General features: G+C 75.0%; 15 protein-coding genes. 9 read left to right on the top strand and 6 right to left on the bottom strand.

Annotated features, from left to right (window positions below):
* The first annotated feature begins 18 nt into the window (after nt 1-18).
* Both IEW90_RS05800 and IEW90_RS05795 read left to right on the top strand, forming a co-directional pair.
* A complete protein-coding gene (locus tag IEW90_RS05800) occupies nt 19-1,353 on the top strand; it encodes a tyrosine-protein kinase domain-containing protein (RefSeq protein WP_188716961.1) in 1,335 nt (444 codons plus the stop codon).
* Nucleotides 1,350-2,654, top strand: a complete 1,305-nt coding sequence (locus IEW90_RS05795; RefSeq protein WP_188716958.1) for a hypothetical protein — start codon at nt 1,350-1,352, stop codon at nt 2,652-2,654. Before IEW90_RS05800 ends, IEW90_RS05795 begins: the two co-directional genes overlap by 4 nt.
* On the opposite strand, the gene IEW90_RS05790 is transcribed toward IEW90_RS05795, so the two are convergent.
* Nucleotides 2,632-3,759 carry a glycosyltransferase gene (locus IEW90_RS05790; protein ID WP_188716956.1) on the bottom strand — a complete coding sequence of 376 codons (1,128 nt, stop codon included), beginning with the start codon at nt 3,757-3,759 and terminating at the stop codon, nt 2,632-2,634. The genes IEW90_RS05795 and IEW90_RS05790 overlap by 23 nt on opposite strands.
* 56 nt (nt 3,760-3,815) lie before the next feature.
* Between IEW90_RS05790 and IEW90_RS05785 the strand changes: the two genes are divergently transcribed.
* A complete protein-coding gene (locus IEW90_RS05785; RefSeq protein WP_188716954.1) occupies nt 3,816-5,069 on the top strand; it encodes a hypothetical protein in 1,254 nt (417 codons plus the stop codon).
* Here IEW90_RS05785 and IEW90_RS05780 read toward each other — a convergent pair.
* The 4 genes from IEW90_RS05780 to IEW90_RS05765 all read right to left on the bottom strand — a co-directional run bounded on the left by IEW90_RS05780 (nt 4,999) and on the right by IEW90_RS05765 (nt 16,132).
* Complete coding sequence (locus tag IEW90_RS05780) at nt 4,999-9,540, bottom strand: PKD domain-containing protein (protein ID WP_188716952.1); 4,542 nt, start codon at nt 9,538-9,540, stop codon at nt 4,999-5,001. The genes IEW90_RS05785 and IEW90_RS05780 overlap by 71 nt on opposite strands.
* 160 nt (nt 9,541-9,700) lie before the next feature.
* The gene (locus tag IEW90_RS05775) at nt 9,701-14,245 is read right to left on the bottom strand and encodes a LamG domain-containing protein (protein ID WP_188716948.1); all 4,545 of its coding nucleotides are present in this window, start codon (nt 14,243-14,245) and stop codon (nt 9,701-9,703) included.
* A gap of 242 nt (nt 14,246-14,487) precedes the next feature.
* On the bottom strand, nt 14,488-15,180 hold the full coding sequence (locus IEW90_RS05770; protein WP_188716946.1) for a hypothetical protein: 693 nt from the start codon (nt 15,178-15,180) through the stop codon (nt 14,488-14,490).
* A gap of 28 nt (nt 15,181-15,208) precedes the next feature.
* Nucleotides 15,209-16,132, bottom strand: coding sequence for a glycosyltransferase family 2 protein (locus IEW90_RS05765; RefSeq protein WP_229679504.1), 924 nt, complete (start codon nt 16,130-16,132; stop codon nt 15,209-15,211).
* Between the two features lie 156 nt (nt 16,133-16,288).
* Here IEW90_RS05765 and IEW90_RS05760 point away from each other — a divergent pair, with 156 nt between their 5' ends.
* The 5 genes from IEW90_RS05760 to IEW90_RS05740 are packed head-to-tail and all read left to right on the top strand — an operon-like array spanning nt 16,289 to nt 20,801.
* Nucleotides 16,289-17,056: a CDP-alcohol phosphatidyltransferase family protein gene (locus tag IEW90_RS05760; RefSeq protein WP_229679503.1), complete on the top strand. Its 768-nt coding sequence runs from the start codon at nt 16,289-16,291 to the stop codon at nt 17,054-17,056.
* On the top strand, nt 17,053-18,102 hold the full coding sequence (locus IEW90_RS05755; RefSeq protein ID WP_229679502.1) for a glycosyltransferase family protein: 1,050 nt from the start codon (nt 17,053-17,055) through the stop codon (nt 18,100-18,102). Before IEW90_RS05760 ends, IEW90_RS05755 begins: the two co-directional genes overlap by 4 nt.
* Entirely contained in the window at nt 18,099-19,427 is a 1,329-nt protein-coding gene (locus IEW90_RS05750; protein ID WP_188716945.1) for a phenylacetate--CoA ligase family protein, read from the top strand. The genes IEW90_RS05755 and IEW90_RS05750 overlap by 4 nt, the downstream gene beginning before the upstream one ends.
* Nucleotides 19,424-20,356, top strand: a complete 933-nt coding sequence (locus IEW90_RS05745; RefSeq protein ID WP_188716943.1) for a glycosyltransferase family 2 protein — start codon at nt 19,424-19,426, stop codon at nt 20,354-20,356. Before IEW90_RS05750 ends, IEW90_RS05745 begins: the two co-directional genes overlap by 4 nt.
* Nucleotides 20,349-20,801 carry an FAD synthase family protein gene (locus IEW90_RS05740; RefSeq protein ID WP_188716941.1) on the top strand — a complete coding sequence of 151 codons (453 nt, stop codon included), beginning with the start codon at nt 20,349-20,351 and terminating at the stop codon, nt 20,799-20,801. The genes IEW90_RS05745 and IEW90_RS05740 overlap by 8 nt, the downstream gene beginning before the upstream one ends.
* A 9-nt stretch (nt 20,802-20,810) precedes the next feature.
* Here the strand turns inward: IEW90_RS05740 and IEW90_RS05735 are convergent, their stop codons facing one another.
* Complete coding sequence (locus IEW90_RS05735; RefSeq protein ID WP_188716939.1) at nt 20,811-22,337, bottom strand: helix-turn-helix domain-containing protein; 1,527 nt, start codon at nt 22,335-22,337, stop codon at nt 20,811-20,813.
* A gap of 190 nt (nt 22,338-22,527) precedes the next feature.
* Between IEW90_RS05735 and aceA the strand changes: the two genes are divergently transcribed.
* Nucleotides 22,528-23,802, top strand: coding sequence for an isocitrate lyase (gene aceA / locus IEW90_RS05730; protein ID WP_373284753.1), 1,275 nt, complete (start codon nt 22,528-22,530; stop codon nt 23,800-23,802).
* Nucleotides 23,803-23,812: the final 10 nt, after the last annotated feature.

Here is a 23,812-nt window from a genome sequence, read left to right as displayed (position 1 = left end):
CCGGCGAGAGGATCCCCGATGACGCTGCACGAGTACGGGATCGCGCTGCGGCGCCACTGGCTCGTGATCGCGGTCGTCGCCGTGCTGGGCGCCGTCTCCGGCTGGGGCGTCTCGCAGCTGCTGCCGGAGCGGTTCCGCGCCCAGGCGACCGTCATGATCATCCCGGCGCGCGGCGACAGCACGAGCGAGCTCGTGCAGGGCTCCAACTACGTCCAGAGCCTCGTGCAGACCTACACGATCCTCGCCCGCTCCCCCTTCGTGCTCGACCCCGTCATCCGCGACCTCGGCCTCGGCGACACCGCCTCGCAGCTCGCCAACCGCACCGACGTCGAGGCGCCGCTCAACACCGTGGTGCTGACGATCGGCGTCACCGACGCGGACGCCGAGCAGGCGAGGAGCATCGCCGACGCGATCGCCGACGAGTTCGCGATCGCCGTCGCGGACGCCTCGCCCGAGGGCGAGCGGGGCGAGCCCGCGGTGCGGGTGTCGATCATCCAGCCCGCCCGTGTGCCGAGCGTGCCGATCTCGCCGAACACCCGCATGAACGCCGCGATGGGCGGCGCTGCGGGCCTCGGCCTCGGCGTGCTCGCGGCGCTCGGCCTGCGCCGCTTCGGCGGTCGGATCGACGACGCCGACGACGCCCGCGAGGCGATCGACGAGCCGCTCCTGGGCACCGTCGGCCGCGCGCCGCGGGCCGGCGTGCCCCGGACGCTCCGCGAGCGGCCGTCGGGGCGCGTCGCCGAGTCGCTCCGGCAGGTCACGGCCGCGCTGAAGTTCGTCGACCTCGAGGACGAGCGCCGCGTGCTGCTCGTGACGAGCGCCGCCGCGGGCGAGGGGAAGTCGTCCGTGAGCCTCGGCCTGGCCCTCACCCTCGCCGAGCTCGGCCACCGCGTGCTCGCCGTCGAGGCGGACCTCCGGCGCCCGACCTTCGCGGACTCCACCGGCCTCGAGGGCGCCGCCGGCCTGACGTCCGTCCTGCTGGGCGACGCGACCCTCGCGGACGTCGCGCAGCCGTGGGGCAACGAGCGGCTCCACGTGCTGGCGAGCGGCGCGCTCCCGCCGAACCCGGGCGAGCTGCTGTCGAGCGCGCGGCTCCGCTCCATCATCGACGGCGCCCGCGCGCACTACGACTACGTCGTCGTCGACACCGCCCCGGTGCTGTCGGTGAGCGACGCGCTGTGGCTCGCGCCGGCAGTGGACGGCGCGATCGTCGTCGCCCGAGCGCACCGCACCCGCCGCGAGACGCTCCGGCGGGCGCTCGAGGCGCTCGGTGGCACGCCCGCGCCGGTGCTGGGCGTCGTGCTCAACGGCGTCGCGCAGGCGCGGAGCCCGTACCTGGATCCGGACGGGTGAGCTCGCTGCGCGCTGTGCTCGCGAAGGCGCTCGCGACCGCGGTCTCGTTCGTGTGCGGCATCCTCACGACGCGCCTGATCCTCGGCGAGGCGGGCATCGAGCACTACGCGCTGTACTCGCTCCTCACGGTGCTGCCGTCGCTGCTGGCGTTCACCGACCTCGGCGCCGGCGCGGTCATCGTGAACGGCGTCGCCACGAGCGACGATCCACGGCGCGACGACCATCTCGTGGCGCAGGTGACGTCGGTCGGGCGCATCCTCGTGGGCTTCGCGGCGGTGCTGCTCGCCGTCGACGCGACCATGCTCGTGACGGGCGCGTGGCGGGCGGTGCTCGCCGATGCGGGCGACCTGCCGGGCGCGCCGCTCGCCGCGGCGGCCTGCATCGCGATCTTCTGCATCGGCGTGCCGATCGGCATCTGGGTGCGCATCATGCTCGGGCTGCGGCGCAACCACCTCGTCATCCTGCTCCAGGGGCTCATCTCCCCCCTGACGCTGCTGGGCGTCTGGCTGCTGACCCGCATCCCGGAGGAGGCCGCGCACGCGGCCCTCGCGATCGCCTCGTACGCGGCCTCGCTCGCCGTGAGTGCGATCGGCCTCGCCCTCACCGCGCGCGGCACCGCGCCGCTCGTGGGGCGCGCGGCAGCCATGGTGCCGCATCCCCGCCGGCATCCGGGCGTGCGGGTGATGGACGTCGGCTGGCCGATGCTCGCGCAGCTGGTCACCTACCCGATCGCCGTCAGCACGCAGCGGTACGTCCTCGCGCACACGGGCACGCCCGCGGAGGTCGCCGAGTACGGCGTGGTGGCGCAGGTCTTCCTCGCGATGCAGGGCCTCGTCCTCGCGGCGGGCGTGGCGCTGTGGCCCGCCTACGCGCGGAGCCGCCACCGCGGCGAGCTCACGCGCGGGCCGTGGCGGATGTCGGCCCTGTTCGCCCTGAGCGCCGCCGCAGCATCGGGCGCCGTGCTGCTCGTCGCAGACCCGCTCTTCGCGCTCGTGACCGACGGCCACGTCGTCGTGCACCGCGCCACCGTGCTGGCATTCGCGGCGATGGTGACGGCAGTCGCCGCGGTCTACCCGCTGGGCATGTTCATCATGGACAAGCCGGGCATCCGCTTCCAGGTGCTCCCGACCCTCCTGATGGCCGGGGGGAGCCTCGCGCTCTCGATCGCGCTCGCGCCCGCGCTGGGGCCGAGCGGCCCGCCCCTCGGCAACGCCGCGGCGCTGGTCGCTTGCCAGCTCGTGCCGTTCGCGGTCTACATCGTGCGGCACCGCGAGCGGCTCATGGCGTCCGAGCGCCGGTGAGCGGCGCGAACGCCGAGATGCGCGAGTCCCACGGGCCGCCGAGCAGCCACCGGGTGATGCGCACGTACCGCTCGACGTAGTCGCCCTGGCCGAGCCCGCGCGCCTCCGCCTCGCAGGGCCGAGCGCCGGCCAGGCGCCCGGCGAGCGCGTCCCGGATGCCGGCCACGAGCGGCTCGAGCTCGCCCGGCGGCACGAGCCGTGCCGCGCCCTCGACGTAGGCCTCGATGCCGCCAGCGCGCGAGACCACGAGCGGCCGTCCGGCACCGAGCGCCTCGATGCAGCTCGTGGTGCCGGAAGCGTGGAGGTTCGGGCGCAGCGGCACGACGGCGCACGACGCCGCCGAGAAGGCCGCGACGAGCTCGGCGCGGCTCGTCCTCGCGCGACGGTCGACGTTGCCCGGCCACTCGGCGCGGCGTGCCGCGCGGCTGCCCGAGATCACGAGGAAGCGCGCCTCGGACACCTCGGCCGCCGCGCGGGCCAGCAGGGGCCAGTCGCGGTCGACGTCGTTGCCGACCGCGAGCACGACCGGCGGATCCGCGGCGGCCGGCCGATGCGCCACCCGGGGCAGCGCGGTCGACCCGAACGGCACGAGCTGGACGCGGCGCCCCGGCACCGCCGCGCGCGAGGCCGCCAGGTTCTCGGCGGAGTGCACCGCCTCCACCCGGTGCCGCCGCAGCAGCGCCGCCACGAGCCGTCGGCGCCAGGGCCGCATGCTCGGCCACGCGTCCCACAGCCAGACCGACTGCGCGAGCACCGGCGGTCCGCCGCGGCCGAGCAGCGCGGCGACGGCGAGGTGCTCGCGCTCGGTGTGGGTCCAGATGACGTCGGCGGAGCGCAGGAGCGCGCGGTTCCGCCACGCATGGACGACGTCGAAGCCCAGCCTCGCGGCGAGCGCCCGCCGCGCACGCGCGACGAGCGGCCCCTCGGCACCGGGCTCCGTCCACGCCATCCGGAACCGGTCGCCCGCCCGCTCGTAGCCGTACGGCGTCGCATCGAGCACCTCGCCGCGCTCGTGCCGGGCCCGCCACGCGGCGACGTCGTGCTCGTGCGAGAGCGCGACCACGACGAGCGGCGAGTCGGCCCCCGCGGGGCCCACGACGCTCACGGCGCGTCTCCTCGTGGCATCATGGCGGCAGCAGGGCGCCCGATCGGAGGGGCCGGATGGTGGATGCGTTCCGCGGACGAGACGCGCTCTCCGTCGTCGTGCCCGTCCTCGCCGCCGCTGCCGCGGCGATCCGCGAGCAGGTCGTGAACGGCGTGAGCGTGTGCGTCGTCGTCGCGATCGTGCTGGCCCCCGTGTGGATCGGCGCGCTGCGGGAGTACCGATGGGCGCGCACCCTCGTCGCGCTCGGCCTCGCGGCGGCGGCGTGGGGCGCCGGCGCCACGCTGCTGCAGACGGAGCGCGGCATCGACCTGGTCCTGCTGCGCCAGGAGACCGGCACGCTGCTCTCGCTCGTCGGCGGGGTGGGCCTGCTGCTCTGGGCGCGCAGCCGGATCGGCGTCGGTGCGACGGTGCTGTCCTTCGCGGTGGGGGCGCTCCTCAACGTGGCCCTGAGCGGCGGGAACCCGGCGAACCTGTGGAAGTACTCGCTCGCGGTGCCCGTCGCGCTGCTCCTGCTGGGCCTCGCGGCGCGCACCGGCGAGCGCTGGCTGCCGGTCGTCGTCCTCGGCGGCCTCGCGATCGTGTCCGCGCTCTCGGACTCGCGCTCCATGACCTCGTTCCTGCTGCTCGCCGGCGCCGCCATGCTGTGGCAGGCCGCCGGCGAGCGGGGCAGCCGGGCGAGGCCGTGGACCGCGCTCGTGGCGCTCGCCGCCGTCGGGCTCGCCGCCGCGAGCCTCCTGCAGGCGCTCATCCTCGACGGCGTCCTCGGGCAGAGCGCCCAGCAGCGCAGCGAGGCGCAGATCGACGCGTCCGGATCGATCATCACCGGGGCGCGCCCCGAGCTGGGCGCCGCGACCGCGCTCATCGCCGCGCGGCCGCTGGGCTACGGCTCCGGCACGCTGCCGTCCTCCCGTGACGTGTGGAGCGCGAAGCAGGGCATGCAGCTGCTCGGGTACGACCCGGACAACGGCTATGTCGACCGCTTCATGTTCGGGGGCCACTACGAGGTCCACTCCGTGCTCGGCGACCTGTGGATCAGGTTCGGTCCGCTCGGCGCCGCCCTCGTCGTGCTCATCGTCGCGGTCGGGATCGCCGGCCTGGCGAGCGGGCTCTCGGTGCGGCACGCGTCCGGCGCGCTCGTGCTGCTCGCGCTGCTCGGCGCGTGGGACGCCCTCTTCAGCCCCATGCTCACCTCCTACCGCTCCCTCGCGCTGCTCTTCGCCATCGCCGCCGTGCCGCTCGTCACGGCGTCGGCGTCACGGCCCAGTCGTCGAAGCGGAGCACCGTCTGCGGAGTCGTCGACGCCGAGCTGAGCGCCGCGCGGATGCCCACCGAGCCGGCCGCCTGCAGCGCCGCGGTCGTGTCGGTCGCCTGCAGCATCCAGCCCGTCGGCGCCGGCTGCCCGTCGACCCAGGCCGACGCGCCGAGCGCGGTCGGGCTCGTGCCGATCGCCTGCACCCGCACGTGCACCACCATCCCGGGCTGGTACGACTGCGGGAGGACGACGCCCCCGAGCGCGACCTCGTCGCGCAGCAGGTACAGCCGGATGACGCCGTTCGGCTCGAAGCGGATGCGGGCCGAGTACACGCTCGTGCCCACCTGGCGCGCGATCACGGTGGCGCTCGCGGTGCCGCCGGCGGAGGCGACGCTCGAGGAGACCTCGACCTCGGCGACCGTGCTCGTCGACGAGAGCGCCATGCGGGCCTCCCGCGTGTGCGACGGCGCGAGGGCGATCGCGCCCTGGCCGTTCGCGACCGAGAACGCCGCGCTGCCGCCGACCGCCGTCCAGGCGCCGCCGATCTGGGCGCTCCCCCAGCCGCCGGTCGCCGAGCGCTCGAAGGCGTCGAACGCGAGGGCTCCGGGCGGGACGGGCGAGCCGGCGCGCACCGACGTCGTCGCGGTGTCGCTCGCGCCGTCGTCGTCCACGACGGTGAGGGTCACCGCGTAGGTGCCGTCGGTCGCGTACGCGTGCGTCGTCGTGCGGCCCGAGCCGGTCGTGCCGTCGCCGAACTCCCACGACCAGGAGGCGATGGAGCCGTCCGGGTCGCTCGAGCCTGTCGCGTCGAGCGTCGCGGTGAGCCCGGACGTCGTCGCCGTGAACGCGGCGTCGGGGGCGCGGTTGGGCGCGACGACCGAGACCTGCCGCTCGGTGCTGGCCGTGCCGCCGCGGTCGTCGGTGACCGTGAGGCGGATCGTGTAGTCGCCCGTCGCCGCATAGTCGTGCGCCGCCGTGCGACCGCTGCCGGTCGTGCCGTCGCCGAAGTCCCACGCCCATCCGACCACCTGTCCGTCGGGGTCGGTCGAGCCCGACGCGTCCACGGCCACCCCGAGCCGGTCGACGGAGGCCTCGAAGGATGCCGTGGGCGCGGCGTTCGGGGCGACGACCGCGACGGTCCGCGTGGTCGTGGCCTCGTTGCCGGCGCTGTCGCGCACCGTCAGGCGGACCTCGTGCTCGCCGCCGGCTGCGTACCGGTGCGTGGCCGTCGCGCCGCTCGCGGTCGCGCCGTCGCCGAAGCTCCACGCGTACGAGGCGATCGGCCCCTCGGCGTCGGTGGAGGCGCTCGCGTCGACCGCGACGTCGAGCCCGTCGACCGCGGCGGTGAACGACGCGGTGGGCGGCTGGTCGGGCGCTCCCTGGGAGCCGATGTCGAAGTGCTGCTGCACCTGCTGCGCCGAGAGCGCCTGCGGGTAGACGGCCACCTCGTCGAGCGTGCCGACGAAGAAGGGGTCGCCGATCCAGGTGCTGTCGCCGCCTGCCCGCCAGTAGCCCGTGTAGGCGTCGGCGGTCGCGATCGCGTTCGACGCCGCGAGCTGCCCGTCGACGAACAGCTGCATGCCGGTCGCCGACTGCTGCGCGACGACGTGGTGCCACGCGCCGTCGCGGTACGTGCCGGGCGCGGTGATCGTCCGCTGGACGCCGCCGCTCCGCACGCCGAACGTCAGGGCTCCGGTGCCGCTGAGCATGATGTGGCGGTCGTAGGTCGTCGACGCGTTCGTGCCGGTGCCGTTGCTGTTGCCGAAGCCGAGCAGCTTGCCGCCGCCGGACGAGGTCGTCCGGAACCACGTCTCGGCAGCGAACGCAGACGGGCTCGGCATCGAGCGCTGGCTGACGACGGACTGGCGGCTCGACCACTGGTTGTTCGTGCGCGCCGACGTGAGGCGCACCGCGGTGTCCGCGACGCCCAGGAGCGCGCCGGCCTGGCCGCGCTGGATCTGATTGGACCCGGCCTGGAGGTAGCTGCCGGCCATGCCGTCGAGCCCCGTGTCGGCCGCGGTCGTCCCGCTGGCCTCGCCGAGCCGCCAGTAGAGCGTGGGATCGAGCCCGCGCACGGCGGCGCCGTAGGCGTCGGCCGGTGCCGCGGGGATGCGAGACGCGCGCCCGCTCGCGACCCGGTGGTCGTCGATCTCGGTGCGGGCCAGCACCCGGTCGTAGACCGCGACGTCGGCGATGGAGCCGACGAGGTACCGCTGCGAGATGTTCGGCCAGGAGCTCAGGTTGTCGCCGCCGACCCGCCAGTACCCCTGGTAGGCCTGCGCGGAGGTCGTGTCGGCGCGCGTGCCGATCCGGACGCCGTCGACGTAGAGCGTCATGCCGGTGCTGCCGAGGGTGCCGACGACGTGGTGCCACGCGCCGTCGTTGAACCCGACGCCCGTCTGCACGACGCGCGTCGCGCCGGGGTACACGCCCCAGGTGATGCGGCCGTCGCCGGAGAGGTAGAGGTGGCGGTCGTAGCTCGACGAGACGCCGGTCGCGCGGTCGCCGAAGCCGACGATCTTGCCGCCCGTGGTGCTCGTCGTGCGGAACCACGCCTCGACCGAGAGGGCGCTCGCCGGCGTCTCCGCCGCCTGCGTGCTGCCGAAGCCGTTCGTGCCGCCGAACGCGGTGGCCTCTCCGCTGCCGTCGAGCGCCTGTCCCGCTGCCGCCCGCGTGTAGCTGCCGCTCAGCGCGAGGTCGGCGGCTCCGGCCCAGTCGAGCGCCGCGGCCCCGTTCGCCTCCCCGAGCGGCCAGTAGTGCGCGGGGCCGTCCCCGAGCACCGCCGCGGCGTAGGCGGGCGTCGACCCGGGCGCTGCGATCGTGACGGGCGTCCAGTCGCTCTGGGTGGTGTTGCCGCTCGGGTCGGTGGCCCGGATCCGGTACTCGTAGGTCTGCCCCGCCTGCACCGCGCGGTCGACGAAGCGCATCTGCGGCCGCGTCCAGTAGGTCGTGGCGAGCGACTCGGCGTGGATGGGGGCCGCGGTGCCGCGGCGGAAGAGCTCGTAGGTGAGGGTGGCATCGTCGGCGTCGTGGTTCGCCTGCCACGACAGCCGGGCCTCGCCCTCGCGGAACGAGCTCGCGCCGAGTTGCCACTGGCCGCCCTGCACGGTGGGGCCGACGTCGTTGGGCGCGCTCTCGCGCACCTGGAACCGCACGAGGCCCTGCTGCCGCGCGCCGCTCACCCCGGTGAACTCGCCGCCGTAGAGCAGGTAGCCGCCGGAGCTGACGACCGACCAGGACGCCTGGCCGACGCCGGTGATCGAGCCCGTGGCCCAGATCGGGTACCAGTGGAGCAGCTTCGCCGCCGGCTGGCCCGTGAAGCTGCGATAGCCCCAGATGTCGGGCGTGATCGCGCGCCCGGACGGCTCGTGGGCGAAGGCGAGCGAGTGGTTGAGGTACCAGGGGTCGAGCTGCGGGAACTCGCCGATGTTGCCGCAGTAGTGCGTGTGGGCGGACGTGTACAGGGTGCCGTCGAGCGGCGCGACCGAGTATGTGTCGCCGTGGCAGTCCTCCATCCAGATGAGGGCGCCGTCGTCCCACGAGGCGCGGAAGGTGCCCTCGAAGTCGTCCTGCGTCTTCGTCCCGCCGAAGTCGTAGCCGGAGCCGTAGACGCTCTCGCCGTCGGAGGCGAGCGAGTACATCGCCGAGTTCGAGCCGGCGTTGCGCAGCACGCTGTTCATCGCCCACGGCAGGCTCGCGCCCGTGGCCGCGTCGAGCGCCACGATGCCGCGGCCGGGGCTGTCCGAGCCGTTGGTCGTGAGGAACGAGCCGGAGACGACGACCTTGGAGCGGTCGGGCGAGACGACGACGGCGCGGGGGTTGCCCCCGCTGAAGACGGGGTTGAACGCGAGCAGCGCGCCGTTCGTCGCCGAGAGCGCGGCCACGCCGGTGCGGGTGGTGTTCTGCACGCTGCCGAACTGCCCCACCACGTACACGGTCGACTCGGTGGCCGCGATGCCGTGCACGGTCGAGTTGGTGCCGGGCGACCAGCTGGTCAGCAGCGCGCCCGTGGCGGTGTCGAAGGCCGCGAGGCGGTACCGGTTGAGGCCGTTGACCGCGGTGAAGGCACCGCCGACGTAGAGCCTGGACCCGTCGGGCGACGTCGCGGCGGCGAGCACGCGCCCGTTGAACTGCGGCGCGAAGCCGGGGTCGAGCGCGCCGGTGGCGAGGTCGTAGGCGAGCAGGTTGCTGCGCGGGACGAGCTGGGTGCCGGGCTCCGCGCCGGCGGGCCGGGCGTTCGCGAACTGGCCGCCCGCGAAGACGCGGCCGTTGCCGACCGCCTGGGCCCAGACGACCCCGTCGACCTGCGCGGTGGGCAGGGGGTCGGCGCTGACGGTCTCGGAGCCCGCGGGGTCGACCGCCGCGACCAGCGACGGCTCGGCGGCGGCCGCGGGCGCGGGCGGACCGCCCACGACCGCGCCGACGACCATCGCCAGCGCGGCGACCGAGGCGAGGAGCGCCTCCGTCGCGCGGCGGGCCCGGTGGCCGCCGCGGCGGCTGCTGCCGAGAGCTGCTGTGGTGGATCGCATCGCTGCCTCCGCTCGTGCTGGCCGCCCGTCCCCGGCGACCTGGGGGTCACTGTAGGCCGCGAGCCGCGTGCGCGACCGCAGTTTCATCACAGTGTTTGCGAATGTGGGGCCGAGGAGTCGGCGAGGCGGCGCCGGGGCCGCGACGGCCCCGGCGCCGGCGTCACGGGGTGGGCGTGACGAGCCAGTCGTCGAACCGCAGCACGGTCTGCGCGTTCGTCGACGCGGCGCTGAGGGCGGCCTTGATGCTCACGGTGCCGGCCGACTGGAAGCCCGCCGTCGTGTCGGTCGCCTGGAGCATCCAGCCGGTCGGGCGCGGCTGTCCGTCGAGCCAGACGGAGGCGCCGAGGGCGGTCGGGCTCGTGCCCGACGCCATCACGCGCACGTGGACGTCGGCGCCCGCCGCGTACTGCTGCGGCAGCACCACCGTGCCGAGCGACGTCTCGTTCCGCAGCAGGTAGAGGCGGATGGCCCCGTTCGGCTCGAGCCGCACGCGGCCCGAGTAGGTGTTGGAGCCGACCTGACGGGCGATGACCGTGACGCTCGCCGTGCCGCCGGCGCTCAGCACGTCGGACGAGAACGACACCTCCGCGACCGCGCTCGTCTGCGTCCCGGCGAGGCGCGCCTCGCGGGTGTGCGAGGGCGCGAGGCGGATGACGCCCTCGCCGCCCGCGACCGAGAACGCCGCGGTCCCGCCGAGCGCGCTCCACGCGCCGCCGACCTCCGCGCTGCCCCAGCCGCTCGCGACGGAGCGCTCGAAGCGGTCGAAGGCGGTCGCGCCCGCCGGCGGTCCGGCGGCCGCGCGCACGGTCGCCGTCGCCTGCGCGGTGGCGCCGTCGTCGTCCGTGACGGTGAGCCGCACGGTGTACGTGCCCTCGGACGCGTAGGGATGCGTCGCGGTGGCGCCCGACCCCGTCGTGCCGTCGCCGAAGTCCCACGCGTAGGCGGCGATCGTGCCATCGGGGTCGGTGGACCCGCGGCCGTCGAGCGTCGCGCTCATCCCGCTCTCCGTGACCGCGATGCGAGCCGTCGGCGCCTGGTTCGGCGCCGTGAGCGTCACCGTGCGGGAGGCGGTGGCGGTGGCACCGGCCGCATCCCGCACCGTGAGCACGATCGTGCGCTGCCCGGCGGCCGCGTAGTCGTGCGTCGCGGTGCTGCCGCTGCCGCTCGTGCCGTCGCCCCACGCCCACGAGTACGACGCGATCGCGCCCTCCGGGTCGCTCGAGGCGCTCGCGTCGACCGAGACGTCGAGGCCGTCGACGACGGCCTCGAACGCCGCCGTCGGGGGCTGGTTCACGGGCGAGACGCTCACGTCGCGCGTCGTGGTGCCGGTCGCGCCCGCCGCGTCGCGGACCGTGAGCCGCACCTGGTAGTCGCCCGCCTCCGCGTAGTCGTGCGCGACCACGGGCCCGGTCGCCGTCGTGCCGTCGCCGAACGACCACTCGTAGGCGGCGATGCCGCCCTCGGGGTCGCTCGATGCGCTCGCGTCGACGCTCAGCCGAAGGCCCTGGGCCGTCGCGGTGAAGGACGCCGTCGGGGCGACGTTGGCCACGCCCTCGGTGGCGAGCTCGTAGTGCGCCCGCACCTGGGCCGCCGTGAGCGGCGTCGGGTAGACGGCGACCTCGTCCATCGTGCCGACCCAGAACGGGTCGCCGAACCAGGTCGAGTCGCCGCCGACCCGCCAGTAGCCTGTGAAGGGCTCGGCGGTCGTGACGCCGTTCTGCGCGACGAGCGCGCCGTCGACGTAGAGCTGCATGCCGGACGACGACTGCTGGGCGACCACGTGGTGCCATCCGCCGTCGTTGTACGCCTGCGAGGTGCCGACCAGGTCGGTCCGGCCGTTCCAGACGCCGAACTGCAGGGTGCCCTCGTTCGTCATCATGAGGTGCCGGTCGTGCGACGGCGATGCGTTCCACCAGCCGCCGTCGGACGAGCCGAAGCCGACGAGCTTGCCGCCACCGGATGTCGTGGTGCGGAACCAGGTCTCGATCGCGAAGGTGGTCGGGCCGGCCATGGCGCGGCGGGCGACGACCGACTGCCGGTTGCTCCACCCGTTGTCCCAGCCGTTGGACGTGAACCGCACGGCGCCGTCGTCGACGCCGGTGAGCGCGCCCGACTGGGCCCGCTGGATGCGGTCCGAGCCCTCCTCGAGGTACGTGCCCTCGAGCCCGTCCGGGCCGCTGTCGGCCGCGACGGGACCGCTGGTCTCGTCCAGGCGCCAGTAGAGCGTCGGGTCGAGCGAGCGCACGGCTGCCCCGTACTGGTCCGTCGGCACCGGCGGCACCGTCGAGGCGCGTCCCGAGGCGACGAGGTGGGCGTCGATCTCGCCCCGCGTCAGCGCCCGATCGTAGACGGCGACGTCCGCGATCGTGCCGCTCAGGTTGTGCGCGCCGACGTTCGGCCATCCGCCGATGTTGTCGCCGCCGATCCGCCAGTACCCGCGGTACGGCTGCGCCGAGGTGGTGTCGGCGCTCGTGCCCATGCGCACGCCGTCGACGTAGAGCGCCATGCCGCTCGGGCTCAGCGTGCCGACCACGTGGTGCCAGCCGCCGTCGTTGAGACCGGCCCCGGACTGGAGGATGCGCACGCCGCCGGGGTGGACGCCGAAGGTCACCCGCCCCTCGGGCGTGAGGTAGATGTGGCGGTCGTAGTTGTTCGAGCCACCGGTCTGGCGGTCGCCGAAGCCGACGATCTTGCCGCCCTCGCCGCTCGTGGTGCGGAACCACGCCTCGAGCGAGAAGGTGTCCGGCCCGGCCTCCTGGACCGCCGAGGCGCCCGAGGAGCTCCCGCCGGAGAAGGCGGTGGCCCGTGTGGAGCCGTCGGTCGCCTGGCCCGCGACCCCGCGCGTGGTGCCGGCGGTCAGCGTGACGTCGCTGCCGCTCGCCCAGTCGCGCGCGATCGTGCCGGAGGCCTCACCCAACGGCCAGTAGTGCAGCGGATCCTGCTCGAACACGGCGTCGGCGTAGCGCGTCGTGCCGGCTGCGGGCACCGTCACGGCGACCCAGTTCGAGGTGGTGGCGTTGCCGCTCGGGTCGGAGACGCGCACGCGGTACTCGTAGGTGGCGCCGGGCTGCACCGAGGTGTCGGAGAAGCGCTGCTGCGGGCGCACCCAGTAGGTCGAGTCCACCGTGCGGGTGTCGATCGGCGCCGTCGTGCCGCGCCGGTACACCTCGTAGGTGAGGGTCGCGTCGTCGGTGTCGTGGTTGGCCTGCCACAGCACGCGCGCCTCGCCGGAGCGGAAGGACGCCGCGTTCACGGCGAAGCTGCCGCCCTGGAGCACCGGCCCCTGCTTGTTCGGCGCGGCGTCGCGCACCGCGAAGCGCACGAGGCCCTGCTGGCGCACGCCGTTGATGGCGGTGAACTCGCCGCCGTAGAGCAGGTAGCCGCCCGAGGCGATGACGTTCCATCCCGCCTGCCCGACGCCGCTGACGGTGCCGGTCGACCACGTCGGGTACCAGTGCAGCAGCTTCGCCGCGGGGTTGCCGGTGAACGAGCGGTAGCCCCAGATGTCGGGGGTGATCTGGCGCCCGGAGGGCTCGCGGCCGAAGGCGAGCGAGTGGTTGAGGTACCAGGGGTCGAGCTGCGGGAACTCGCCGATGTTGCCGCAGTAGTGCGTGTGGCCGGCGGTGTAGAGGTTGCCGTTCAGCGGCGCGGCGGAGTAGGTGTCGCCGTGGCAGTCCTCCATCCACACCATCGTGCCGTCGGACCAGGAGGCGCGGAACGCGCCCTCGAAGTCGTCCTGGGTCTTGGTGCCGCCGAAGTCGTACCCGGTGCCGTAGACGCTGTCGCCGTCGGACGAGAGGGAGTAGATGGCGGCGTTGTTGCCGGCGTTGCGGATGACGCTGTTGACCGCCCAGGGCAGGCTCGCGCCCGTCGTCGCGCTGAGGGCCGCCATGCCGCGGCCCGGCGAATCGGAGCCGTTCGTGGTGAGGAACGAGCCGCCGACGACGACCTTGCTGCCGTCGGGCGACACGACGACGCCGCGGGCGCCGTAGCCGCCGGTCATGACCGGGTTGAACGCGGTGAGCTGGCCGGTCGCGGCCGACACGGCCGCGACACCGGTGCGCGAGGTGTTGTTGACGTTCGAGAACTGCCCGGCGAGGTAGACCGTCGTGTTGGTCGCCGCGATGCCGATGACCGTCGAGTTCGTGCCGGGCGCGAAGCTGGAGATCAGCGCGCCGGTGGCGGTGTCGAAGGCCGCGACGCGGTACCGGGCGACGCCGTTGACCGCGGTGAACGCGCCGCCGATGTAGACGCGGGTGCCGTCGGGCGATGCCGCTGCGGCGAGCACGCGGCCGTTGACCTGCGGCGCGAACGACGGGACGAGGACGCCGGTGGCGAGGTCGTAGGCCAGCAGGTTCTGCCGGGCGACCAGCTGGGTGCCGGGGGCCGCGCCCGCCGGCCGCGCGCTCTGGAAGTCGCCGCCCGCGTAGACGCGGCCGCGGGCCGCGGCCTGCGCCCACACGATGCCGTTGACCTGCGCGGTCGGCAGCGGGTCGGAGCTGACGCTGGGTTCGCCGGCGGCCTCCGCGGCCGTCGGGTCCGCCGCGACCAGCACGTCGCCCGCGAGCGGCGCCGCCTGGGCACCCGGCGGGGAGGCTGCCAGCAGCCCCAGCCCGAGCGCCGCTGCCGCGACCGCCGCGACCGCGCCGCGCGCGATCCGTGTCCCCCTGCTCGCGGCCCTGCCGCTCGACTGCTGCGCGCCCACTGCGTCCTCCAGCCCGTGACCCGCCGAGGCGGGGCCGCACGGCGGCGCCGCGCGATCTGGCGCCACTGTAGAGCGGTTGCAGAACGGCGTTACAGATGCTCCCTGCAGTTTTCACACAGTGTTCGCCAAGGCGCCCGGGTCGCGTGCGGCGCGCTCGGCGGGCGCGCCGCAGACGGCACTCCCGCGGTGCTCGCGCCCGCGCGTGCGCAGCGGGACGCGCGACGCGCGATCGCGAGGCGACGTCAGCGCAGGTCGCCGCGGAAGGTCGCCGCGGGCTCCCCCGCAGCGGTCTCGACGCGCACGAGCACGTCCGCGAGCTCGGCATCCGAGGCCTCGAAGACGTAGACGCCCTCGGCGGACCCCCCGGGCGGGATGGTGCCCGAGAACGGGGCGCCGCCGGGCTCGCCCAGCTCGTTCGCCGGCGTGCGCGCGGCGCCGTAGAAGGCGCTCACCACGACGTACTCGGCATCGAGCGGCGCGCCGCCGTCGTTGTCGATGCGCACGGTGAGCCGCACCGCGGGGCCCGAGATCTCGCCGGGCAGCCTCGCGACGCCCTGCACGCGCTCGGCGTCGGCGAGCGTCACGCGGACGTCCGCGACCTCCGTCGGCTCGTCGACGGCGACCGGATCCAGCTCCGGTGCGATCGGGGCGTCCGTCCCCGGCGGGGCCGCGGTCGTCGCCGCGGGCGACGGCGTCGCCGCGCCGGGCGTCGTCGAGGGCGCGGCGGACCCGCTCGGAGCGGCCTCCGTCGCGGTCGCGGTCGCCGTCGCGGAGCTCGACGCGTCGGGCGGCGCACCCGCCTGCTGCATGGCCCCCGTGGCCGCGATCCACCAGCCGCCGGCCACGAGCAGCGCCACCACGACGGCGCTCGCCACGACGAGCGCCCTCCGTCGTAGCGCGGCGCGCTCGGCGCCCTCGGCAGCAGGCTCGGCCATGGTGACTCCGATCTCGGGTGTCGGCAGTCTAGGAGCGCGCCCCGCCGCCCGACGCCAGCGCTTCCCGAGCGATCCTGCTGCCCTCGCTCAGGCCTCGCACAAGGGCGCGCAGCGGTGGCACGGGGCGCAGCAGCTGCCGCCGGCCGCCGCGCAGGACGATCCGCCATGCCGCCCCGGGCGCCGCGCGGCGCCAGCGCCGGATGCCCTCCGGGTCGAGGTGCTTCGCGGCGAACAGCATGCGGTTGCGGATGTTCCAGAAGTAGTAGAGCTCCGACTTCGCCTCGGCGCGAGCGCCGCGCTCGCGGTGCGTGCCGCCCTCGTCGTGCCACGCGGTCGCGTCCTCGACGACGAGCAGCTCGCCGCCCGCGTCGAGCACCCGCCGGGAGAGGTCGACGTCCTCCCAGTAGAGGAAGTAGTCGTCGTCGAACCCGCCGACGAGCGCCCACAGCGGCGCCTCGATCCAGAGGCAGGCCCCCGACAGCCAGGCCATCGGCTCGCCGTCGGGGCGCTCCGCGCGACGGCGCGGCGAGCGGATCTCGCCGTCGACGAGGTCGAGGTCGAGCCCCGAGAACCACGGACGCCCGTCGGGCGAGCGGACGAGCGGCGACCGCAGCGACAGCGGACCGCCCGCGCCCCGGAGTACAGCGACGCCGTCGGCACCGATCCGGGCATCCGGGTTGAGCAGGAGGACAGCGCGGGCGCCGAGCTCGAGGGCGCGTCCGATGCCGGCGTTCGCCCCGCCCCCGAAGCCGGGGTTGCCGTCCATCGCGACGAGGTGCCAGCCGCGCTCGGCGGCGAGGGCGCGGACGCGCTCGCGCTCGCCCTCGGTCGATCGGTTGTCGACGACGACCACGAGCGCGTCCGGCGATGCGTCCGCGGTCGCGACGAGGTGCTGCTCGAGCAGCATGCTCGAGCCGAAGCTCACGACGACGATCGCCCACGGCTCTGCCACGACGCCCTCCCTCGTTCGTCGCCATGCTAGACACCATCGCCGCGACGGCCGCCGCCGACGGCTGGCGGGGCCCCGTCGCGTGCGCCTGCGCTCAGCGAACCTTGTGCGAAGCCGGTGGACTGCGCAGGGTGCAAGTTTCGTAACAGTGTGATTACCATGGCGCCGACCGACCTGGGGAGCGTCACGATGACCGGCATCTCGGAGAGCATCGCTCGCCTGCGCACCGCGCAGAAGTCGTCGAGGGGCGCGCCCGCGTACTCCCGCTTCGTGAACCGCCCGCTCGGCCGCCCGCTCGCGGCGATGGCGGCGGCGCTCGGCCTCAGCCCCTCGCACGTCACCCTGCTGAGCGCCGCCTGCACCTTCACGGCCATCGGTGCCGTCGCGCTCGTGCCGCCGACCGCGACCAGCTCGCTCGTCATCGCGGCACTCCTCGTGCTCGGCTACGCGCTCGACTCCGCCGACGGCCAGCTCGCGCGCCTGACCGGCAGCGCGTCGCTCGCGGGCGAGTGGCTCGACCACTGCATCGACGCCGCGAAGGCGGTCTCCATCCACCTCGCCGTGCTCGTGTCGTGGGCACGGTTCCTCGACGCACCGCCCGCGATGCTGCTCGTGCCGCTCGTGTTCGCGGCGGTCGCCTCCACCTTCTTCTTCGCGCTCATCGCGGTCGACCTGCTCCGGCGCATCCACCGCCTGCAGCACCCGGACGCGCCCGTCGTCGAGCGCACCGGCGGCACCTCGCCGCTCTACGCGCTGCTCGTCGTCCCCGCCGACTACGGCCTGCTGTGCCTGCTCTTCGCCGCGCTGTGGCTGCCCGCCCTCTTCGTGCCGGCGTACACCGCGATCGCTGCGATCAACGGCCTCCTGCTCGTCGTCGGGCTCGTCCGCTGGCACCGCTCGCTGCGGTCGCTGAGCCGCGCATCATGAGCGGCGGCGGCTCCCTCGTCGGCGGCGCGCCGGCGCCCGTGCGCGTCATGCAGTCGTTCGGGGCGCCGCGCGCAACGACCAACCCGTACATCACGATGCTCGACGCCGCCCTCGCCGGCTCGGCCGAGGTCGAGCACCTGCGCTTCGACTGGCGGCGGGCGCTGCGCGGCGACTACGACGCCTTCCACTGGCACTGGCCGGAGGGCAAGCTCCACGGCAGCACCTGGTGGCGCTCGGCGGGCAAGACCGCGCTCACGGGCCTCCTGTGGCTGCGGCACCGGCTCTCGCGCCGGATCGCGGTCGTGCGCACCGTGCACAACGTCGAGCTGCCCGACGACACGGCCCTGCGGCTCGCGATCCTCCGGCGCATCGAGCGCGACGCCGACCTGCGCATCCTGCTCAGCGCGGCGACCCAGGTGCCGGCGGGGCCGAGCGCCCTCATCCGCCACGGCCACTACCGCGACTGGTACGGCGGCCACCCGCGCGCCCGACGCGTCGCGGGCAGGATCGGCGCCTTCGGCGGCGTGCGGCGGTACAAGAACGTCGGCTCGCTCGTCGAGGCGTACGCGGACGCCGCCGCCCGCCGCTCGGGCCTGAGCCTCCGGATCGGCGGGCGGCCCTCCACGCCCGAACTGGCCCGCAGCCTCGAGGCGCGCGCGGCGACCCTGCCGGATGCGCGGCTCGCGATGCGCTTCCTGCCGGACGACGAGCTCGTGCTCCTCGCGAGCGAGGCCTCGCTCGTCGTGCTCGCCTACCGGTTCATGCACAACTCCGGCAGCGTGCTCGCGGCCCTCTCGCTCGACCGGCCCGTGCTCGTGCCGCGCACCGCGGCCAACGAGGCGCTCGCGGCCGAGGTCGGGCACGAGTGGGTGCACATGTACGACGGTGACCTCGACGCCGAGGCGCTGCTCGCCGCCGTCGACGCGGCGGCGGCGCTCGACGACGCCGCGTCCCCGGATCTCAGCGCGCGCGAGTGGACCACCGCCGCCGCCGACCACGCGCGCGCCTACCGGGCCGCGATCGACGCGAAGCGAGGACGACGATGAGCGCGCTGGCGGAGGCGGCCTTCCGGGCGAAGGTCGCGGTGGGCGGCAGGTCGAGCAGCGAGGCGCTGCGGGGGTTCCTCGCCGCCGACGTCGAGGAGCCGGCGGCGCTCGAGGCGCGGTCGCGGCAGCGGGCCTCGGCGCTCGCCCGGTTCGCCATCGAGCGCAGCCCCTTCTACCGCGACTACTACACCGGCCACGGCTTCCGCCCGTCCGACCTCGACGACCCCGATGCGTTCGAGGCGCTGCCGCTCGTCGACAAGCAGATGCTCAGGGAGCACCACGACGCGGTGCGGACCGACGAGGCGACCCCGCGCACGAGCGCGGTGTCGTCCACCGGCGGCAGCACGGGCCTGCCGCTGCGGATCCTCCGCGACCTCCGCTTCCCTGCGCGCGCCCTCGAGTGGCGGCTGCTCTCGTGGTGGGGCGTCTCGCCGGCCGACGACCGCGCGATCGTGACGCGCCACATGCACGCCGGGCTCGACCGCGCCCGCCACACGGCATCGTGGTGGCCGAGCAGGCGCATCCAGCTCGACGCGTTCCGCATCGACGACGACGCGGTGCGCGCCTTCGCCGACGAGTGGGCCCGGGTGCGGCCGAGGTTCCTCCTCGGCTACGGCGGCGGGGTGCTCGAGCTCGTGCGCCGCCTCGAGCGGCTGGGCCTCGCGCTCGAGCCGCCCGCGGCGGTCGCGGTGACGGCCGCTCCCCTCGCCCCCGGCACGCGCGCGGAGCTCGAGGCGGCGCTCGGCGCACCCGTGCACGACCACTACCGCTCGGCGGAGGTGCCCTGGCTCGCGGGCGAGTGCCTCGCCCACGACGGCCTGCACGTGCTCGCCGACGTGCGCCGCGTCGAGGTGCTCGACGACGATGACCTGCCTGCCGCCCCGGGCGTCGAGGGCAGCGTCGTCGCGACCGACTCGACGAACCGCGTCTTCCCGCTCATCCGCTACCGGCTGGGCGACATCTCGTCGCTGCTGCCCGGCGCGTGCCCCTGCGGACGCACCCTGCCGCGCCTCGGCCCGATCGTGGGCCGCGCCTCGGACGCGGTGCGGCTGCCCGACGGCACGACGATCGCGGGCGCGCTCGGCCACGTCTTCGACGACGCGCCGCTGTCGGTGCGGCAGTTCGAGATCGTGCAGGCGGCGGACGCCTCGGTGACGCTGCGATGCATCCCCGGCGAGGACGCGGAGGCCGGCATCGCACGGGCGGTCGGCCGGCTGCGCGAGGCGCTCCGCGACGAGGTGCCCGTCCGGCTCGAGCTCGTCGACGAGATCGAGCAGGTCGGCGGCAAGATGCGCTTCATCCGCAGCGCGGTGCGGGAGGCATGATGCGCGTCGCGATCGCGATCCCCACGTTCCGCCGTCCGGAGCGGCTCGCCGAGCTGCTCGCGGCGCTGCCCGACCGGATCGCGGAGGTGGCGGCGCCCGTCGAGGTCGTGGTGCTCGTCGTCGACAACGACCGGGACGGCAGCGCGGCGGCGGCGCTCGCCGCCTCGCCGCTGCCGGTGCGCAGCGCCGTCGAGCGCACGCCGGGCATCGCCTCGGTCCGCAACCGCCTGCTCGACCTCGCGAGCGACTGCGATGCCGTGGCCTTCATCGACGACGACGAGGTGCCGCTGCCCGGCTGGCTCGACGCCCTCGTGCGCACGTGGCTCGAGACGGGCGCCGCCGCCGTCATGGGCCGCGTCGTCTCGGTCTTCGAGACGGACGCCGACCCCTGGATCCTCGCCACCGGGGTCTTCCGGCGACGCTCGCGTCCCACGGGGCTCGAGCTGCGGGCGGCCGCCTGCGGGAGCCTCCTGGTCGACCTGCGGCAGCTGCGCGACGCGAAGGTCCGGTTCGATCCGCGCATCGGTCTCGCGGGCGGCGAGGACACGCTCTTCTCGCGCCAGCTCATCGCCGCGGGCGGCCGCATCGTCTGGTGCGACGAGTCGCTCGCCGAGGACCGCGTGCCCGCGGAGCGCGTCACCCGGGAGTGGGCGATGCGACGCGCGTTCAACGGCGGCAACAGCGCCGTCCACGTCGACCTCGCCCTCGCCGCGCGCGCCGGCGAGCGCACGCTGGTGCGCGCCTCGGCAGTCGCGGGCGGCGCCGCCCGCGCCGTCCTCGGCGCGCTCCGGCACGCGGGCGGACGGCTCGCGGGCGACCTCGAGGCCGACGCGCGCGGCCTCAGGACGGCCCATCGCGGACGCGGCATGGTCGCCGCCGCGCTCGGGCACCGCCACCTCGAGTACGTCAGGGAGACCCGTCATGCCTGAGCGCCTCCGCATCGGCTACGCCGCCGGCGCCTTCGACCTCTTCCACGTGGGGCACCTCAACATCCTGCGCCACGCCCGCGAGCGGTGCGACGTCCTCATCGCGGGGGTCGTGAGCGACGAGATGCTCCGGCTCGTGAAGGGCATCGAGCCGGTCGTGCCCGAGCTCGAGCGCGTCGAGATCGTCCGGTCGATCCGGTTCGTCGACCGCGTCCACGTCGAGTCGACGCCCGACAAGGTCGACGCGTGGCGCGAGCTCGGGTTCACCCACTGCTTCAAGGGCGACGACTGGCGCGGCACCGACAAGGGCACCCGCCTCGAGCGGGACCTCGGGGCCGTCGGGGTCGAGGTCGTCTACTTCCCGTACACCGCGCACACGTCGAGCACCGCGCTGCGGAGGGCGCTCGCGCTGCTCGAGGGCGCCGAGCCGCAGGCAGTCGGCTCCTGAGCCCGCGGCTCAGGCCCGCGAGGCCAGGAACGCGTAGACCTCGGTCTCGTCGACGCCCGGGAACGCGCCCGGCGGCAGCGCCGCGAGCAGGTGCGAGTGGGCGCGGGCGCTCGGCCACGCCTGCCCGGCCCAGTCGGCGAGCAGCTCGGCGGGCGGCCGCCGGCAGCAGGTGGGGTCGGGGCACGACGAGCGCGAGCGGTGCTTCGTGGCCCGCCCGCGGAACCAGCGGGCCTGGCTGAACGGCACGCCGATCGAGAGCGAGAACTCCCCCTGCGGGCTGCGCTCGGTCATCGCCGTGCACCAGTAGGTGCCCGAGGGCGTCTCGGTGTACTGCTCGAACGCGTGCACGCGGTCGTCGGCGTCGAACACCTCGCGGCTCGTCCAGTACCGGCACACCGGCTGCCCCTCGATCGCGCCCGTGTGGTCGGCGGGGAACGTGACGTCGTCGTTCTCGTACGCCTTGTAGATGATCCCCGACTCGTGCACCTTCTGGAAGTGCAGGGGGATGCCGAGGTGGACGGTCGCGAGGTTCGTGAGCCGGTGCGCGGCCGCCTCGTACGAGACCGCGAACGCGTCGCGGAGGTCCTCGACGGCGAGCTGCCGCGCCTGCTTCGCCTCGGCGAGGAACGCCACCGCGGTGCGCTCGGGCATGAGCAGCGCCGCCGCGAAGTAGTTCGTCTCGATGCGCTGGCGCAGGAACTCGCCGTAGTCGCGCGGCACCGCGTGGCCGAGCACGTGGTGCCCGAGCGCCTGCAGCAGCACCGAGCGCGGGTCGTGGCCCGTGCGCTGCGAGCGCGAGAGGTAGATGCGACGGCGCTTGAGGTCGGTGACGGAGCGGGTGGAGTGCGGCAGGTCGGGCGCGTCGTGCACGGTGAAGCCGAGCCGCTCGGTGACGGCGGCGACGAGGTGCTGCGAGAGCGGGCCCGCCTGGTAGCCGACCCGCTCCAGCACGCGCCGCGCCTCCGCCTCGATCTCCGGGAAGTGGTTGTCGCGCGCGCGCATCTCGGCCCGCAGCTGCGTGTTCGCTCGCCGAGCCTCCTCGGGCGTCGCCACCCGCTCCTCCTGCGCCCGGTCGAGCCGCTCGACGAGCGCGAGCACCGTCTCGAGCACGTCGTCCGGCGTGCGCGGGCCGATCCGGAACGTCGGCAGCTGCGCCTGGCGCCACGCGCTCGACGCCATGACGCGCTCGAGCTCGAGCTCCCTCGCGGCGCGCGGCGAGGGCGGCGCGGTGCCCGTGAGCTCGTCGAGCCCGACGCCGTAGAGCGCCGCGAGCTGCTGGAGGGTCGAGAAGCGCGCCTCGCGCTTGCCGGTCTCGATCGCCGACAGCTGGCTCGGCGCCACGCCCGTCGCCTCGCGCACCGCGTCGAGCGTCAGCCCCGAGCGCTTGCGGTGGTGCCGGAGCGCCTTGCCGAGGTGCAGCGCGTCGACCTCCGACGTCCGCGCGCGGCGCTCGGTCGGCTCGGCGCGGCTCCACGCGGGTGCGGGTGCCGCCGCGGGTGCGGCGGGGGCCTCGCATGCCTCGACGACGTCGTCCATGCCGCGATCGTACGTCGGCGACGGCACCCGCGGGCTCCTCCCGGGTGCGGGAGAAGTGCAGATCTTCACGGCACGGATCCCGCTCGCCGACGCCGGATCGCCCGCAGGGTGGTGCCAGGCACCCCGCGATGCGGGCGTTCATGAGGAGGACACCATGCAGGAGCAGACCCCCGGCCAGCAGCCGTCGACGATGGCGGAGGAGGCCGCGCAGCTCGAGCTCGAGTGGGCGGCCGACCCGCGCTGGAGCGGCGTCGAGCGCGACTACGCGGCGGCCGACGTCGTGCGCCTCCAGGGCTCCGTCGTCGAGGAGCGCACGCTCGCCCGCCGCGGCGCCGAGCGGCTCTTCGAGCGGCTCACGACCGACGAGGCCCCCGTGCGCGCCCTCGGCGCCCTCACCGGCAACCAGGCCGTGCAGCAGGTGCGCGCGGGCCTCGAGGCCATCTACCTCTCGGGCTGGCAGGTGGCCGCCGACGCGAACCTCGCCGGCCAGACCTACCCCGACCAGTCGCTCTACCCGGCGAACTCCGTGCCGTCGGTCGTGCGCCGCATCAACAACGCCCTGCAGCGCGCCGACCAGGTCGAGCGCGGCGAGAGCGGCACCACGACGCGCGACTGGCTCGCCCCGATCGTCGCCGACGCCGAGGCCGGCTTCGGCGGGCCGCTCAACGCCTTCGAGCTCATGCGCGGCATGATCGCCGCCGGCGCCGCGGGCGTGCACTGGGAGGACCAGCTCGCGAGCGAGAAGAAGTGCGGCCACCTGGGCGGCAAGGTGCTCATCCCCACGCAGCAGCACGTGCGCACGCTGAACGCGGCGCGCCTCGCGGCCGACGTCGAGCGGGTGCCGAGCGTCATCATCGCCCGCACCGACGCCGAGGCGGCGACGCTCCTCACGAGCGACGTCGACGAGCGCGACCGCCCGTTCCTCACCGGCGGCCGCACGAGCGAGGGCTTCTACGAGGTGCGGAACGGCATCGAGCCGTGCATCGCCCGCGGCCGCGCCTTCGCGCCCTACGCCGACCTGCTCTGGATGGAGACGGGCACGCCCGACCTCGAGGTCGCGCGGCGCTTCGCCGAGGGCATCCAGGCGGAGTTCCCCGACCAGCTGCTCGCGTACAACTGCTCGCCGTCGTTCAACTGGCGCAAGCACCTCGACGACGCCGACATCGCCCGCTTCCAGCGCGAGCTCGGCGCCATGGGCTTCCGCTTCCAGTTCATCACCCTCGCGGGCTTCCACGCCCTCAACCACTCGATGTTCGACCTCGCGAAGGGCTACGCGGAGCACGATATGACGGCCTACGTCGAGCTGCAGGAGCGCGAGCTCGCCGCCGAGGCGCAGGGCTACACGGCCACGCGGCACCAGCGGGAGGTCGGCACCGGCTGGTTCGACCTCGTCGCCACGGCCCTCAACCCGTCGTCCGGCACGCTCGCGCTCGCGGGCAGCACCGAGACCGAGCAGTTCCACTGATCCGCGACAC

Source organism: Agrococcus terreus, from assembly GCF_014645235.1.
Taxonomy (GTDB): Bacteria; Actinomycetota; Actinomycetes; order Actinomycetales; family Microbacteriaceae; genus Agrococcus; species Agrococcus terreus.
Note: the sequence above shows the minus strand (reverse complement) of the source record. Positions and strands in the feature narration are given on the sequence as shown.